Source organism: Pseudomonas sp. Irchel 3E19, from assembly GCF_900187585.1.
Taxonomy (GTDB): Bacteria; Pseudomonadota; Gammaproteobacteria; order Pseudomonadales; family Pseudomonadaceae; genus Aquipseudomonas; species Aquipseudomonas baetica.
Window position 1 is genome coordinate 20,264 of sequence record NZ_FYDT01000036.1, and the last position, 15,582, is coordinate 35,845.

Annotated in this window: 12 protein-coding genes; 9 read left to right on the top strand and 3 right to left on the bottom strand. The window is 59.8% G+C overall.

The window, feature by feature from the left end; translation table 11 throughout:
• On the bottom strand, positions 1-231 hold the full coding sequence (locus tag CKW18_RS20680; RefSeq protein ID WP_095190500.1) for a VF530 family DNA-binding protein: 231 nt from the start codon (positions 229-231) through the stop codon (positions 1-3).
• Positions 232-531: 300 nt separating this feature from the next.
• Here CKW18_RS20680 and CKW18_RS20685 point away from each other — a divergent pair, with 300 nt between their 5' ends.
• The 8 genes from CKW18_RS20685 to cmoB all read left to right on the top strand — a co-directional run bounded on the left by CKW18_RS20685 (position 532) and on the right by cmoB (position 11,915).
• A complete protein-coding gene (locus tag CKW18_RS20685; RefSeq protein ID WP_095190501.1) occupies positions 532-1,893 on the top strand; it encodes a carbohydrate porin in 1,362 nt (453 codons plus the stop codon).
• 216 nt (positions 1,894-2,109) lie between these two features.
• Entirely contained in the window at positions 2,110-4,521 is a 2,412-nt protein-coding gene (locus CKW18_RS20690) for a glucose/quinate/shikimate family membrane-bound PQQ-dependent dehydrogenase (protein ID WP_095190502.1), read from the top strand.
• A 518-nt stretch (positions 4,522-5,039) separates the two neighbouring features.
• Positions 5,040-5,414 (top strand): DUF6124 family protein, encoded by a 375-nt coding sequence (locus tag CKW18_RS20695; RefSeq protein WP_095190503.1) that lies wholly within the window; start codon positions 5,040-5,042, stop codon positions 5,412-5,414.
• A gap of 930 nt (positions 5,415-6,344) precedes the next feature.
• Positions 6,345-8,768, top strand: coding sequence for an endopeptidase La (gene lon, locus CKW18_RS20705; protein WP_095190505.1), 2,424 nt, complete (start codon positions 6,345-6,347; stop codon positions 8,766-8,768).
• A gap of 214 nt (positions 8,769-8,982) precedes the next feature.
• Positions 8,983-9,375 (top strand): protease inhibitor I42 family protein, encoded by a 393-nt coding sequence (locus CKW18_RS20710; protein WP_095190506.1) that lies wholly within the window; start codon positions 8,983-8,985, stop codon positions 9,373-9,375.
• 2 nt (positions 9,376-9,377) lie between these two features.
• Positions 9,378-10,016: a lysoplasmalogenase gene (locus CKW18_RS20715; protein ID WP_170947295.1), complete on the top strand. Its 639-nt coding sequence runs from the start codon at positions 9,378-9,380 to the stop codon at positions 10,014-10,016.
• Between the two features lie 202 nt (positions 10,017-10,218).
• A complete protein-coding gene (gene cmoA, locus CKW18_RS20720) occupies positions 10,219-10,962 on the top strand; it encodes a carboxy-S-adenosyl-L-methionine synthase CmoA (RefSeq protein WP_095190508.1) in 744 nt (247 codons plus the stop codon).
• Entirely contained in the window at positions 10,959-11,915 is a 957-nt protein-coding gene (gene cmoB, locus CKW18_RS20725) for a tRNA 5-methoxyuridine(34)/uridine 5-oxyacetic acid(34) synthase CmoB (RefSeq protein WP_095190509.1), read from the top strand. The genes cmoA and cmoB overlap by 4 nt, the downstream gene beginning before the upstream one ends.
• Before the next feature lie 132 nt (positions 11,916-12,047).
• Here the strand turns inward: cmoB and tadA are convergent, their stop codons facing one another.
• The gene (tadA, locus tag CKW18_RS20730) at positions 12,048-12,545 is read right to left on the bottom strand and encodes a tRNA adenosine(34) deaminase TadA (RefSeq protein WP_095190510.1); all 498 of its coding nucleotides are present in this window, start codon (positions 12,543-12,545) and stop codon (positions 12,048-12,050) included.
• Positions 12,545-13,921: a multicopper oxidase family protein gene (locus CKW18_RS20735; RefSeq protein WP_095190511.1), complete on the bottom strand. Its 1,377-nt coding sequence runs from the start codon at positions 13,919-13,921 to the stop codon at positions 12,545-12,547. The genes tadA and CKW18_RS20735 overlap by 1 nt, the downstream gene beginning before the upstream one ends.
• Before the next feature lie 289 nt (positions 13,922-14,210).
• On the opposite strand from CKW18_RS20735, the gene CKW18_RS20740 reads away from it, so the two are divergent.
• Positions 14,211-15,575: a hypothetical protein gene (locus CKW18_RS20740; protein WP_095190512.1), complete on the top strand. Its 1,365-nt coding sequence runs from the start codon at positions 14,211-14,213 to the stop codon at positions 15,573-15,575.
• Positions 15,576-15,582 lie beyond the last annotated feature (7 nt).

Consider the following 15,582-nt stretch of genomic DNA (forward strand, 5'->3'; position numbering starts at 1 on the left):
TCAGAGCGGTCGCTTGGTGCGCGCAAGCTTCACGTACAGACGCTCGACCTTCTCCCGTGCCCATGGGGTCTTGCGCAAAAACGTCAGGCTCGACTTGATGCTCGGATCGCTCTTGAAGCAACGGATGTCGATACGCTCGGCCAGCCCCGACCATTCGTAGTGGGCCACCAAGGCGGTGAGGATCTGTTCGAGGGTCACGCCGTGCAGCGGATCGGGGGATTGTTCGTTCATGCCAGGCCTTTGGGCGAAGTGAAATGCAGAAGCCGCGCACCTTAGCCGAGGGGATGATCGGGTGGAAGGCCTTCCTGCAAATGTAGGCCAACCCGAGAAGATCGCAGCCTGCGAACGGTCCCACAATGCGCCCGTTTGCCGCACTGTTACCGAATCCGAAACGGTTCATGTCAGCAAAACCCCTTTGTCTTTTTGTTACAGATCATTATCCTGCCGCCTTTCCGCTGAATCGCTTCACTGCCTGCGTCAAATCGTAGCGCTCAGCTCACCCCCAAAAAAAGATCAAGAAAGACCCCTTTTATGCCCGATTTTCCGTTTTTCCGAGACAGCGCTATCTCATCCCTGCGCCTGATCGGCGGCTGCACCGCCCTTGGCCTCGCCACCTGCGCCCAAGCGGCTCCCGCGTTCGACAGTGAATCACCGTACATGCTCGGTGACTGGAACGGCACGCGCACCGAACTCGCGGAAAAAGGCTACGACTTCAAGCTCGATTACACCGGCGAAATGGGCAGCAACCTGCACGGTGGCTACGACCACGACCGCACCGCACGCTACAGCGACCAGTTCGGCCTCGGCACGCATCTGGACTTGCAGAAGATCCTCGGCTGGGACGACGCCGAGTTTCAACTGACCATCACCAAGCGCAGCGGCAACAACATCAGCAACGACCGCATCAACGATCCGCGCGTTGGCGGCTTTACCTCCGCCCAGGAAGTCTGGGGCCGTGGCCAGACCACGCGTCTGACGCAGATGTGGTATCAGCAGAAATTCTTCGATCAGAAACTCGACATCAAGGTCGGCCGTTTCGGCGAAGGCGAAGACTTCAACAGCTTCCCCTGCGACTTCCAGAACCTGGCGTTCTGCGGTTCGCAGGTCGGCAACTGGGTCGGCGGCATCTGGTACAACTGGCCGGTCAGCCAGTGGGCCCTGCGCGTCAAATATCACCTGACGCCGGAGCTGTACGCACAGGTCGGCGCCTACGAGCAGAACCCGTCGAACCTCGATCGCGGCAACGGCTTCAAACTCAGTGGTAGCGGCACCCAAGGCGCGATTCTGCCGATTGAAGTGGTATGGACGCCGAAACTCAATGGCCTGCCGGGCGAATACCGTGCCGGTTACTACTACAGCAACGCCAAGGCCAACGACGTCTATAAAGACAGCCACGGCCAACCGGCAGCGCTGAGCGGTGAAGCCTATCGCAGTGCGTCGAGCAAACACGGCGTGTGGCTCGGTGTGCAACAGCAGATCACCAGCATGGCCAGTGACAACTCGCGCGGCCTGAGCGTGTTCGCCAACGCCACGATGCACGACAAGAAAACCAATGCGATCGACAACTACGTGCAGGCCGGCCTCACCTACAAAGGCCCGTTCGATGCGCGCGCCAAGGACGACATCGGCTTCGCCCTCGCCCGCGTCCACGTCAACCCGGCCTTCCGTAAAAACGCCGAAGCGAGCAACCGCGCCAACGCCGTGTACAACTACGACGACCCGTCGTTCCTGCCGCCGCAAGACACCGAATACAGCGCTGAGCTCTATTACGGCGTGCACGTCACGAACTGGCTGACCGTACGCCCGAACCTGCAATACATCCGCCATCCGGGCGGCGTGGACAAGGTCGATGACGCACTGATCGGCGGGATCAAGATCCAGTCCTCGTTCTAACTGACACCGCTGTACCCCTGTGGGAGGGGGCTTGCTCCCGAATGCGTCGTATCAGCCAACACACCAGCCATCTGACACACCGCTTTCGGGAGCAAGCCCCCTCCCACACGAGAATTTAGTTAGCCAAACAAGTTTTATCTGAACCATGCCCACGCCAAATCGTCATCTAAAGTGACTACAGCGCGGGACTACATAAACGTCACGGAGAATCACACTATGAGCACCGAAAGTGCTTCGAGTCGGGGCCGTCTGCTACCGAGCCTGCTCGGCATTCTGCTTCTACTGATGGGCCTGGCCATGTTGGCCGGTGGGGTCAAGCTGAGCATGCTCGGCGGCTCGCTGTACTACCTGCTGGCCGGTATCGGCATCGCGCTGACCGGCATTCTGATGCTGCTGCGCCGTCGTGCGGCGCTGGGCCTGTACGCCATCGTGCTGTTTGCCAGCACCGTTTGGGCGCTGTGGGAAGTCGGTCTGGACTGGTGGCAACTGGTGCCACGTCTGGCGCTGTGGTTTGTCCTCGGCTTCGTGATGTTGCTGCCGTGGTTCCGTCGTCCACTGCTGCTCGCCGGCCCTGCGCCAATGGGCACCGGCGGTCTGACCGTGGCCGTGGTTCTGGCCGGCGTCACCGCTCTGGCCAGCCTGTTCACCCACCCGGGCGAAACCTTCGGCGAACTGGGCCGCGACACTGCCGACATGACCAGCACCGCGCCAGCCATGCCGGATGGCGACTGGCAGGCCTACGGCCGCAGCGAATTCGGCGACCGTTACTCGCCACTGAAGCAGATCACCCCGGAAAACGTCGGCAAGCTGCAAGAAGCCTGGCGCATCCAGACCGGCGACCTGCCGAGCGCGGATGACCCGGTTGAGCTGACCAACGAAAACACCCCGCTCAAAGCCAACGGCATGATCTATGCCTGCACCGCGCACAGCAAAGTGCTGGCGCTGGACCCGGACACCGGCAAGGAACTGTGGCGCTTCGACCCGCAGATCAAGAGCCCGGTCGGCTTCAAAGGCTTCGCCCACATGACCTGCCGTGGCGTGTCGTACTACGACGAAGCCGCTTACGCCAAGTCTGAAAACGCTGCCTCCGCCGTAATTTCCGAAGCTGGCAAAGCCGTTGCTCAGGCCTGCCCGCGTCGTCTGTACCTGCCAACCGCTGATGCTCGCCTGATCGCACTGAACGCCGACACCGGCAAAATCTGCGAAGGCTTCGGCAAAAACGGCGTGGTTGACCTGACCCAAGGCATCGGCCCGTTCACCGCCGGTGGTTACTACTCCACCTCACCAGCGGCGATTACCCGTGATCTGGTGATCATGGGCGGTCACGTTACCGACAACGAGTCGACCAACGAGCCATCGGGCGTGATCCGCGCCTTCGACGTGCGCGACGGCCACCTCGTGTGGAACTGGGACAGCGACAAGCCAGACGCCACCGAACCATTGGCTCCGGGCGAAACCTACAGCCGCAACTCGGCCAACATGTGGTCGCTGGCCAGCGTCGACGAAAAACTCGGCATGGTTTACCTGCCACTGGGCAACCAGACTCCAGACCAATGGGGCGCTGACCGCACCCCGGGCGCCGAGAAATTCAGCGCCGGTGTCGTTGCTCTGGACCTGGCCACCGGTAAAGTGCGCTGGAACTACCAGTTCACCCACCACGACCTGTGGGACATGGACGTTGGCAGCCAGCCAACCCTGCTCGACATGAAAACCGCCGATGGCGTGAAACCTGCGCTGATCGCCCCGACCAAACAGGGCAGCCTGTACGTCCTCGACCGTCGTGACGGCACGCCGATCATCCCGATCAAGGAAATCCCGGTACCGCAAGGCGCCGTCAAAGGCGACTTCACCGCACCGACCCAGGCCCGTTCGGACCTCAACCTGCTGGCCCCGGAACTGACCGAAAAAGCCATGTGGGGTGCGAGCCCGTTCGACCAGATGCTGTGCCGCATCCAGTTCAAGGAACTGCGTTACGAAGGTCAGTACACCCCTCCGTCGGAACAGGGCAGCCTGATCTACCCGGGTAACGTTGGCGTGTTCAACTGGGGCGGCGTGTCGGTCGACCCGGTTCGCCAAATGCTGTTCACCAGCCCGAACTACATGGCCTTCGTTTCGAAAATGGTGCCGCGCGAGAAAGTCGCCGCCGGCAGCAAACGCGAAAGCGAAACCGCTGGCGTGCAACCGAACACCGGCGCGCCTTACGCGGTGATCATGCACCCGTTCATGTCGCCACTCGGCGTACCGTGCCAGGCTCCGGCCTGGGGCTACGTCGCCGGTATCGACCTGACCACCAGCAAAGTCGTGTGGAAACGCAAGAACGGCACCAGCCGCGACAGCTCGCCAATCCCGATCGGCTTCAACCTGGGCGTGCCTAGCATGGGCGGCTCGATCGTGACGGCCGGTGGCGTTGGCTTCCTCAGCGGCACCCTCGACCAGTACCTGCGCGCCTACGACGTCAACTCCGGTAAAGAGTTGTGGAAAACGCGTCTGCCAGCAGGTGGTCAAGCGACTCCGATGACCTACACCGGCAAGGACGGCAAACAATACGTGCTGCTCGTTGTCGGCGGCCACGGCTCGCTGGGCACCAAGATGGGTGACTATGTGATTGCGTACAAACTGCCGGAATAAGCTTTAGCGGCGGTAAAACAAAGGCGACATCCTGTGAGGGACATCGCCTTTTTTGTGCACGCCATTTCTGCATACACCTGGAACCCTGTGGGAGCGAGCCTGCTCGCGAAGGCGTCAGCACATTCAACATCTACGGTGCCTGACACACCGCTTTCGCGAGCAGGCTCGCTCCCACAGGTTGAAAAGTGTTTATCTGTGGGAAATGTGCTCGTCCTACAGACGTTGAAAGTTGCGCGGAGTTTTCCGACAAGTCGCGTCGGTTGTGCCTCGGAAATCGGCTGGATAGGCTCTGGGGGTCGCTGCAAATTCAGCGAACGGGCGTCGCGGCCCGACTTCTGGGGCATAATTGCCGCCGCTTAACAGCAGCACCCCGAGTGCTTGTTTTATGGTGGCTGTACGCGGGATACCTTCGGGTATGCCGAATGCCTCAGGTCGGTCCGCGAACCCGCGTACAGCTACCACCCCTCTTTTTGCGTCGCGGCAATTAGAGGAATGGCCCAATTCCTGAGGAGCAACAAATGAAAAAGCCGACACCCAATCCGCCAGAAACCAACGACACCTCGCCCTACGAATCCCCCGATTCCAAGAAATTCCACGAAGCCGCCGAACGCGCCCTCGATCACTACCTCAAGCCCAACGCTTTGACCCTGCGCTTCCATAAACCCAGCACCATGTTCCAGGTCGCGCCGAATCAGGACAGCGAAAGCCTGCTGGTCCACGCCTGCGAATCCCTGGCCCAAGCCAACATCCTGGCCAGCGACATCGCCGCCTACGTCGATCTCCCGCAGCGGCGCACGATTATGGCGATTCAACAGATCGTGATGCTGGCGGAGTTGGCGGTGAATCGAGTGCTGGATAACCACGAAATCCCCCAACCTCCCGCACACAACTGATCTCCCGTGGGAGCGAGCCTGCTCGCGAAGGCGTCAGCGCATTCAATACTTATGGTGCCTGACCCACCGCTTTCGCGAGCAGGCTCGCTCCCACAGTAGGATTGAGCACATCCAGTAAGAGAATGGTCGGCTGTCAGCCCGCCATCGCTGGCAAGCCAGGCTCCCACAAGGATTGAATACTACCGATAGAGAATGGCCGGCTGCCAGGCAGCCATCGCTGGCAAGCCAGGCTCCCACAAGGATTGAGTACTACCGATAGAGAATGACCGGCTGCCAGCCCGCCATCGCTGGCAAGCCAGACTCCCACAAGGATTGGGTACTACCGATAGAGAATGGTTGGCTGCCAGCCCGCCATCGCTGGCAAGCCAGGCTCCCACAAGGATTGAGTACTACCGATAGAGAATGACCGGCTGCCAGGCCGCCAACTTCAGCAGGCTGACACCCACAGCGACCGAGTCAACCACTAGGCCGAGTGTCAGCTCGCCTGCTCTTGATCTTGATCCACCGGCCGCGTCGGCAGGCTGAGCGGAGGGATTGATCCGGGGGTGGGAGCGCAGCGACCGTTTGGCGCAGCCAAACACATCGAGAGGAGGTGCAGCGAAGCAAACCGTAGGCGATGCCCCCCGGATCAATCCCGGAGCGAAGGAACCCCGAGCCCCAGCGAGCGGGCCAAACGTTGCGGCAAGCCTTTTTGGGTACTTTTTCGGCGTCTGGAAAAAGTGCCTCGCCGTAAGGGCGAAACCGCCAGCCGCAGCACCCGAAGCAACGGATATACCCCCCCCCCAAGAACCTGGTCGGCCCAAAGGCCGCCAAGCCCAAAAGCGTGCCCCCTGTCAAAACCCTGAACACACAACCAGAAACACCCACCCCCATTGAAACCACCCAAACCCTGCCCCATCTAAGACCCATACCCCATTGCGCAGGTGCCCCATGAGCGACCAGCAAGAATTCCCCGATAATTCCGACGACTACACCGAAGCCAGCGAAGACCACATCGAACACACCGCCTCCGGCAAAGGCCTCGCCCTGCCCGGCCAGAACCTGCCGGACAAGGTCTACATCATCCCGATCCACAACCGCCCGTTCTTCCCGGCGCAAGTCCTGCCGGTCATCGTCAACGAAGAACCCTGGGCCGAAACCCTCGAACTGGTCAGCAAATCCGAACACCACTCCCTGGCCCTGTTCTTCATGGACACGCCTCAGGAAGACCCGCGCCACTTCAACACCGACGCCCTGCCGCAATACGGCACCCTGGTCAAAGTCCACCACGCCAGCCGCGAAAACGGCAAACTCCAGTTCGTCGCCCAGGGCCTGAGCCGCGTACGCATCAAGACCTGGCTCAAACACCATCGCCCGCCGTATCTGGTGGAAGTCGAATACCCGCACCAGCCCACCGAGCCGACCGACGAGGTCAAGGCCTACGGCATGGCGCTGATCAACGCGATCAAGGAACTGCTGCCGCTCAACCCGCTGTACAGCGAAGAGCTGAAAAACTACCTCAACCGCTTCAGCCCCAACGACCCGTCGCCGCTGACCGACTTCGCCGCCGCCCTGACCTCCGCCACCGGCCTGGAATTGCAGGAAGTGCTCGACTGCGTGCCCATGCTCAAGCGCATGGAAAAAGTCCTGCCGATGCTGCGCAAGGAAGTCGAAGTCGCGCGCCTGCAAAAAGAGATTTCGGCGGAAGTTAACCGCAAGATCGGCGAGCATCAGCGCGAGTTCTTCCTCAAGGAACAACTCAAAGTCATTCAGCAGGAACTCGGCCTGACCAAGGACGACCGCAGTGCGGACATCGAACAGTTCGAGCAACGCCTGGAAGGCAAAGTCCTGCCGGCGCAGGTGCAGAAACGCCTCGAAGAAGAAATGCACAAACTGTCGATCCTCGAAACCGGCTCACCGGAATACGCGGTCACCCGTAACTATCTCGACTGGGCGACGTCGGTGCCGTGGGGTGTTTATGGCGCGGACAAACTCGACCTCAAGCACGCACGCAAGGTGCTGGACAAACACCACGCTGGGCTTGATGACATCAAGGATCGCATCCTCGAATTCCTCGCCGTCGGTGCCTACAAAGGCGAGATCAGCGGTTCCATCGTGCTGCTGGTCGGCCCGCCAGGTGTGGGTAAAACCAGCGTCGGCAAATCCATCGCCGAATCCCTTGGCCGGCCGTTCTACCGCTTCAGCCTCGGCGGCATGCGCGACGAAGCCGAGATCAAGGGCCACCGCCGCACCTACATCGGCGCGCAGCCGGGCAAACTGGTGCAGGCGCTGAAAGACGTCGAAGTGATGAACCCGGTGATCATGCTCGACGAGATCGACAAGATGGGCCAAAGCTATCAGGGCGACCCGGCCTCGGCACTGCTGGAAACCCTCGACCCGGAGCAGAACGTCGAATTCCTCGACCACTACCTCGACCTGCGCATGGACTTGTCGAAAGTCCTCTTTGTCTGCACCGCCAACACATTGGATTCCATCCCCGGCCCGCTGCTCGACCGCATGGAAGTGATTCGTCTGTCGGGCTACATCACCGAAGAAAAAGTCGCCATCGCCAAGCGTCACTTGTGGCCGAAACTGCTGGAAAAGGCCGGCGTATCCAAGGGCAGCCTGAGCATCAACGATAGCGCGCTCAAGGCGTTGATCGACGGTTACGCCCGTGAAGCCGGCGTGCGCCAGCTCGAAAAGCAAATGGGCAAACTGGTACGCAAAGCGGTGATGAAGCTGATCGACGACCCGAAAGCGGTAATCAAGCTCGGGCCGAAAGACCTGGAGGCCTCGCTCGGTCATCCGGTGTTCCGCAACGAACAAGTGCTGTCCGGCACCGGTGTCATTACCGGCCTTGCGTGGACCAGCATGGGCGGCGCGACGTTACCGATCGAGGCCACGCGGATTCACACACTCAATCGCGGTTTCAAACTCACCGGGCAACTGGGTGATGTGATGAAGGAATCGGCAGAGATCGCCTACAGCTACGTCAGCTCGCACCTGAAACAGTTCGGCGGCGACGCGAAGTTCTTCGACGAGGCCTTCGTCCACCTGCACGTGCCGGAAGGCGCAACGCCGAAGGACGGCCCAAGCGCCGGGGTGACCATGGCCAGCGCCCTGCTCTCGCTCGCACGCAATCAAGCGCCGAAAAAAGGCGTGGCCATGACCGGCGAACTGACGCTGACCGGGCATGTGCTGCCGATTGGCGGGGTGCGCGAGAAGGTGATTGCGGCGCGTCGGCAGAAGATTTTCGAACTGATTCTGCCGGAGCCGAACCGTGGCAACTTCGAGGAACTGCCGGATTATCTGAAGGAAGGGATTACTGTGCACTTTGCCAAGAAGTTTGCGGATGTGGCGAAGGTGCTCTTCTGATAACTCGATAGCGCAGGCGTTACCGCTTTCGCGAGCAGGCTCGCTCCCACAGGGTTGTGCAGTGAACACAGAAATTGTGAACACCGTTGCCCACTGTGGGAGCGAGCCTGCTCGCGAAGGCGTCAGTCCTGACAACCCCTCCCCTGACTGTCACACTTTGTCTCATCTTCAGTTATGCTCGCCGTTCGTCGTAAACGCCGGAGCCGCTGACACCATGTCCCCCACTCGCCTGTTTGTCCCCCTCGCCCTTTCCTTGCTGGCCGCTTGCGCCACGCAGCCGAAACACAACGTGACCGTGGAAAAACAAAGCGAATGCCCCGTCCAGCTCAGCAACGGGCAAAACCTGATTGTGACGCTGCCAAGCAACCCGACCACGGGCTACCGCTGGGCCATTCAGGATTCGGCAGGCGGTGTATTGCGCGCCCTCAGCCCCGAGGTCTATAGCAATCCGGAGGATGCTGGCGTAGTCGGCGCGGCGGGCGTATCGACCTGGCGCTTTCAAGCATTTGCCCCCGGCACCGGGCGTCTGCGCCTGACCTCGCAACAGCCGTGGGCGCCGGAAGTGTTGCCGGTGGAAACCTTTGACTGCGCCATTTCGGTGAACTGATCGTGGGCTGGCTGATCCTGGCGCTGATGGGCGCGGTGACTTTTCTCTACGGTGTGAGCACCCACGCGGCGCTGCTTTGCCTGTTGGTCAAACCGTTACCGGTGCTGGCGCTGCTCGGCTGGCTACACGACGCCCCGCCCAGTGACTATCGCCGCTGGATCAGCCTGGGTCTGATTTTCTCGCTGCTCGGCGACGTGTTGCTGGCATGGCCGGGGGACTTGTTTGTGTTCGGCCTCGGCGCGTTTCTGATCGCGCATCTGGCGTATCTGAAGGCTTATCTGAGTGACTGCAAGCGTCTGGCGGTGCTGCCCTTAGTGCTCGCGCTCGGTGTTGGCGCGGTCTTACTGGGGATTCTGATTTCCAGCGGTCTCGGGCCGTTGCTGATACCAGTGATTGTTTATGGCACCGCGATCAGTGCGATGCTCTGGCGCGCCCTCGCTCGCCTCGGCACCGATGTGCCGAAACGTTCGGCGCTACTCGCGGCGGGTGGTGCGCTGGCGTTTGTATTTTCGGACAGCGTGATCGGTATCGACCGTTTCGTCGCCCCTTTCCACGCCGCACCTTACGTCATCATCCTCAGCTACTGGCTGGGCCAATGGGGCATCGCGGCCTCGGCGTTCTCCCAGACTAAACGGATCTGATCGTTCCCACGCTCCGCGTGGGAATGCATCCTGTGACGCTCTGCGTCATTTGCGCAGGGACGCGGAGCGTCCGGGGCGGCATTCCCACGCAGAGCGTGGGAACGATCACCGGCAAAAAAACGCTTTATCAGACAACCCGCGCATCCCCACGCCACTTTGGCTAAAATGCCGGCCTTTTCCACCGACACCGCCGGACACCGCCGTGAGCAAAGAACCCGATCGCATTTTCGCCCAGCCTTTGGCCCAGGTGCCTGACTTCGCCTTCAACGAAGACGTGGTGCGGGTGTTCCCGGACATGATCAAGCGCTCGGTGCCGGGTTACCCGACCATCGTTGAAAACCTCGGCGTGCTCGCTGCGCAATTTGCCCAGCCAAACAGCGTGCTCTACGACCTCGGCGCCTCGCTCGGTGCGGTGACCCAAGCGCTGCGCCGCCATGTCCGCACCGACGGTTGCCGGGTGATCGCTGTGGATAACTCGGCGGCGATGGTCGAGCGTTGCCGCGAATACCTTAACGGTCAGAATTCGATGTTCCAGGAGTTGCTGCCGGTCGAAGTGATCGAAGGCGATATCCTCGCGCTCGACTTCCAGCCTGCTTCTGTGGTGGCGCTGAACTTCACCCTGCAATTCATCGCCCCGGATCAGCGCACCGCGTTGCTCTCGCGCATCCGTCAATCGTTGCTGCCGGGTGGCGCGCTGATTCTGTCGGAGAAGCTGCGCTTCAACGATGCCGAAGAACACGCGCTGCTCACCGATCTGCACGTCGCGTTCAAACGCGCCAACGGCTACAGCGAACTGGAAATCGCCCAGAAGCGCAGCGCCATCGAAAACGTCATGAAGCCCGACAGCCTCGAAGAACACCGCGAACGCCTGCTGGCCGCCGGTTTCTCGAAAGTCGTGCCGTGGTTCCAGTGTCTTAACTTTGCCTCGTTGATTGCCTTGCCATGATTGATCTGTCCCCCCTCGCCCGCCGTCTGGCCGGTACACCGCTGGCCGACTGGGCCAACACCCTGCAAGCGCAACTCGACAAGAAAATGGAGAAGGGCCACGGCGATCTGGAGCGCTGGCAAAGTGCACTGGATGCGCTGCCGAAGATCCAGCCGAGCGAAGTCGATCTGCTTGACGGTCTGAAGCTCGACACCGATTGCGACGATGCGACCCGCGCGCAAATGCACACCGCGCTGATGGGCCTGTCGCCATGGCGCAAAGGGCCGTTTGATCTGTTTGGCGTGCATGTCGACACCGAATGGCGTTCGGACTGGAAGTGGTCGCGCGTCGCCCCGCATCTGGATCTGAAAGGCAAACGCATTCTCGATGTCGGTTGCGGCAATGGTTACTACATGTGGCGCATGCTCGGCGCCGGCGCGGACAGCGTGATCGGTGTCGATCCGAACTGGCTGTTCTTCTGCCAGTTCCAGGCTGTGCAGCGTTACCTGTCGGAGCCGAATGCCTGGCACCTGCCGTTCCCGTTTGAAGACCTGCCACCGAACCTTGAAGGTTTCGACACGGTGTTTTCCATGGGCGTGTTCTATCACCGCCGCTCGCCAATCGAGCATTTACTGGCGCTGAAGGATTGCCTGGTCAAGGGCGGCGAACTGGTGCTGGAAACCCTGGTGGTCGAAGGCGACAAGCATCAAGTGCTAGTGCCGGAAGATCGTTACGCGCAAATGCGTAACGTGTGGTTCCTGCCGTCGGTGCCGGCGCTGGAGTTGTGGCTGCGCCGCGCCGGTTTCACTGACATTCGTTGCGTCGATGTCAGTACGACAACGGTCGAGGAACAGCGCGGCACCGAGTGGATGAAGTATCAGTCGCTGAGTGACTTCCTGGATCCTGAGGATCACAGCAAGACGATCGAAGGACTGCCGGCGCCGATGCGAGCGGTGATCGTCGCGAAGAAGTAATCCGATCTACCCTACAAAGGAGATCCTCCTGTGGGAGCGGGCTTGCTCGCGAAAGCGGTGTGTCAGGCAACATTTCAATTGCCTGACACACCGCTTTCGCGAGCAAGCCCGCTCCCACTTTGGGGTTGGTGTTTATTCAGTGGCTTTGGCTCGGCGAGCCCGGAAGAACTCGGTCAACACCGCCCCACACTCCTCCGCCAGCACCCCGCCCTCATACAACACCCGGTGATTCAAAAAGCCCTGGGTAAAAAACTGCCCCTGGCTCTGCACAATCCCGGCTTTCGGCTCCAGCGCGCCGTACACCACGCGCGACACTCGAGAATGCACGATCAGCCCCGCGCACATGCTGCACGGCTCCAGCGTCACGTACAGCGTGCTGCCCGGCAGGCGATAGTTGTTCACGGCTTGCGCAGCAGCGCGGATCGCGACCATTTCTGCGTGGGCGCTGGGGTCGCTTCCGGTGATCGGGCAGTTGAAGCCACGCCCGATAATCTCGCCATCCTGCACCAGCACCGCGCCCACAGGCACTTCGCCGAGGGCTGCGCCTTGCGCGGCGAGGGCCAGGGCTTCGCGCATGAAATCACGATCACGGCTGCGGTCGATGATCGCCGCGGGGCGAATCTGGCGCATCACTTCACCTCGATGGCGGCCATCAGGCCGGTTTCCATGTGGTCGATCACGTGGCAGTGAAACATCCATACTCCAGGGTTATCCGCCACCAGCGCCACTTGCGCACGCTCGTTCTTGCCCAGCAGATACGTGTCGGTGAAATACGGAATGATCTTGTGGCGGTTCGACGCAATCACCTTGAAGCTCATGCCGTGCAGGTGGATCGGGTGCTGGTACTGGGTCATGTTCTTCAGTTCGAAAATATAGCTCTGGCCCAGTTTCAGGCTGGCAATCGGTCGATCGGCGCACGTCTTGTCGGTGATGTCCCAGGCCTTGCCGTTGATCTGCCACAGGCTCGGCGGCCTGCCGTTGTCGACGTTGACCGACACCGAACCGACCCATTCGAAATTGAAGTTGAGTTTCTCGGCATTGGCCAGATCGGGCTCGGCCACCGGGTTGGCCGGCAGCGCGGGCGGCCACTCGGTCGGTGCATCGGTGTTGGCCACCGAACGCAGGGTGCCCAGACGTACCGGGCCGTTGCGCAGCGACAGTTCTTCGCCCGCTGCCGGGGCCTTGATCGCCAGGCAAATACGCATGCCCGGACCGAGCCAGTATTCCTTGCCCAGCGGCCGCGGTTCGACCGGGTTGCCGTCCAGCGCATAGATCTTTGCTTCGACACCGGGAATGTTGATGCGATAAGTCAGCGTATTGTCGAGATTGAGCAGACGCACGCGGGTGATCTGCCCGGCCGGCAAATCAATCACCGGCAACGGCACGCCATTGATGGTCGACAGGCGCCCCGCCGTACCACCGCGCGCGGCTTCACGGGGAATGCTGAACTCGACGAAATTGCCTTCCTCGTCGATGTGCCAGTTTTTCAGGCTAAGGGTTTTTTCGTATTTGAAACCGGTCGGCTCGCGCTCTTCGATGATCAACGGCCCGACCAGCCCGCGCCCCAGCTCTTCGCTGCTACTGACGTGCGGGTGATACCAGTAGCTGCCGGCGTCGGGCACGCGGAATTTGTAATCGAAGTATTCGCCCGGCAACACCGGCAGTTGCGACACGTACGGCACGCCGTCCATTTCCAGCGGCAGGCGAATGCCGTGCCAGTGAATGGTGGTCGCCACCGGCAGATGGTTGATGAAGCGCACCCGCAGCCATTCACCCTGACGCACACGCAACTCGGTACCCGGCGCCGACGGGCCGAACGCCCAGGCTTCGGTCTTGTGCCCCGGCACCAGCTCAACGTCCAGCGGCGCGGCGATCAGCTCATAGTCGTGACCAGCCTCAGCGTCAGCCATTTTGCCCAGCCAGTAACGCGACGCGCCCCCCGCTCCCACGCCAACGACAACAAGACCGGCCAGGCCACCGAGGATTTGGCGACGGGTAAAGGACATGAACTCAACTACCTCACGTATCAGCGACAGGCCTGGGGCCCGTAAAAGGCGAATACGATACACCCGCAACTGAGAAAGATTAAGTGAAGTGTTGCCGCAGGGTTGGCATTGCACCGAGGCACTGCGAAGAGGGCCACTATCGTGCCACTTCCTTCATGAAAATAGCCTGCAACAAGGTTAGACTGCGCGACCTGCACGTCGAGACGGCTCGCCGTACCAAGTCACCGTGGGCTAATGGATATTGATCGCGTGACTCACGCGTTCTGACGAATGAAAAGAGAGGGACGTCTTGAAGGTCAGTCAATTGATGGTGATCGCCACACTGGCGATCATTGGTACCCCGTTGCTGTTCGACGCCGCAGCGGCGGCTGATGAGTTTAGTTTCGAACTGAGCACAAACGCACCGGTGACGGCGCAAGGCTATTCAAATACTGACTCGTTTGGCGGCGATGGCACATTCGTCAATTCCGACATGATCGGGTCGCCCGATAAAAAAACCACATGCCCTGTTCCACCTCAGAAAAAGAAGTCACCCTCCAAGCCCGCGCCAAAACCAGAATCTGCCGCCAAGCCCGGGGCGCAAATCATTACGCATGTATGCTCCCCAATCATCACCATTAATATGCCTCAGGGTACGTACTTCCATCCTTCGCAAAGCTCCCGCAACGGCTCGATACCGGCTATCCCGTCTGTCACTGTCGCTACGGAGCCGCCCAGCAATCCGACTAGCTCTTTTACGCCAACACGCGCACCCGATAATTTCAAAGTTAAGTTTAAAGATCTGTTTGAGGTAGAGCTTACGACTCACAGCACAAAAATGCTGGGCGTTTTAATTTTGGCTTTTGTACTGTTCGCGATAGCTGGAGCATATTATTTTCACTTTATCGCTGAGCGCTCGTCAAAATCCAAAGCTCCTTGGGTTTGGAGGAGTTTGGTTCTCCTTGCGCTTGCAGTTCTGGCTACTTATTTGGTGATGAACAATCTTTTACCTCCGAAAATTAAGGACACGACTATTGATCGCATATATATCGAATTATTAACTGCCAAAGCCTCGCCAGCCACAGAACCTGCGGCAGACCCTACCCCCACCAAACCACAACCGACAAGTGAACATATTGAAGCTGTTCAGACGCCAGTAAAATCTTCAGTGGGCGAAAAAACAGACTCCGAAATCTGGGAAATAATTAGCGCGTTCGTTGCAGGAGCAATCTTTAGCTCCGCACTATTTTTTTTATACCTTCACACTAAAACCCTACGCTCTTCTCGTGCACTCCCCCTTAAAGATCTTCATCTTCTAGAGGATGAAGTATCAAAAACGCTAGCAGCCACTAACAACTTTTACGACCACCCAGAAGTTAAACTCAACTCGCTTCTCAATTCAATTAATCAGGCACTAGACTTGTTAGAGCCCGGCGATGCATCAAGAGACTTTACAAGCATTCAACCTGAAACATTCTTCATTCGAGCCAATCCAGACGATTATGGTTATTTGAATAGCAATTTGAGAGAGCTTTACCATTTCCTTTCTACACGCCATAAGAATCAAAAAACTCAGTGGCAAAACGAAGCATTCCAACGACTTGCAGAAGCGCGCCAACATATATTTGAGGTCTGCAGCATCCGCCCCGCCGACGAATATTCGGGCTTCAAATAATCGCCCC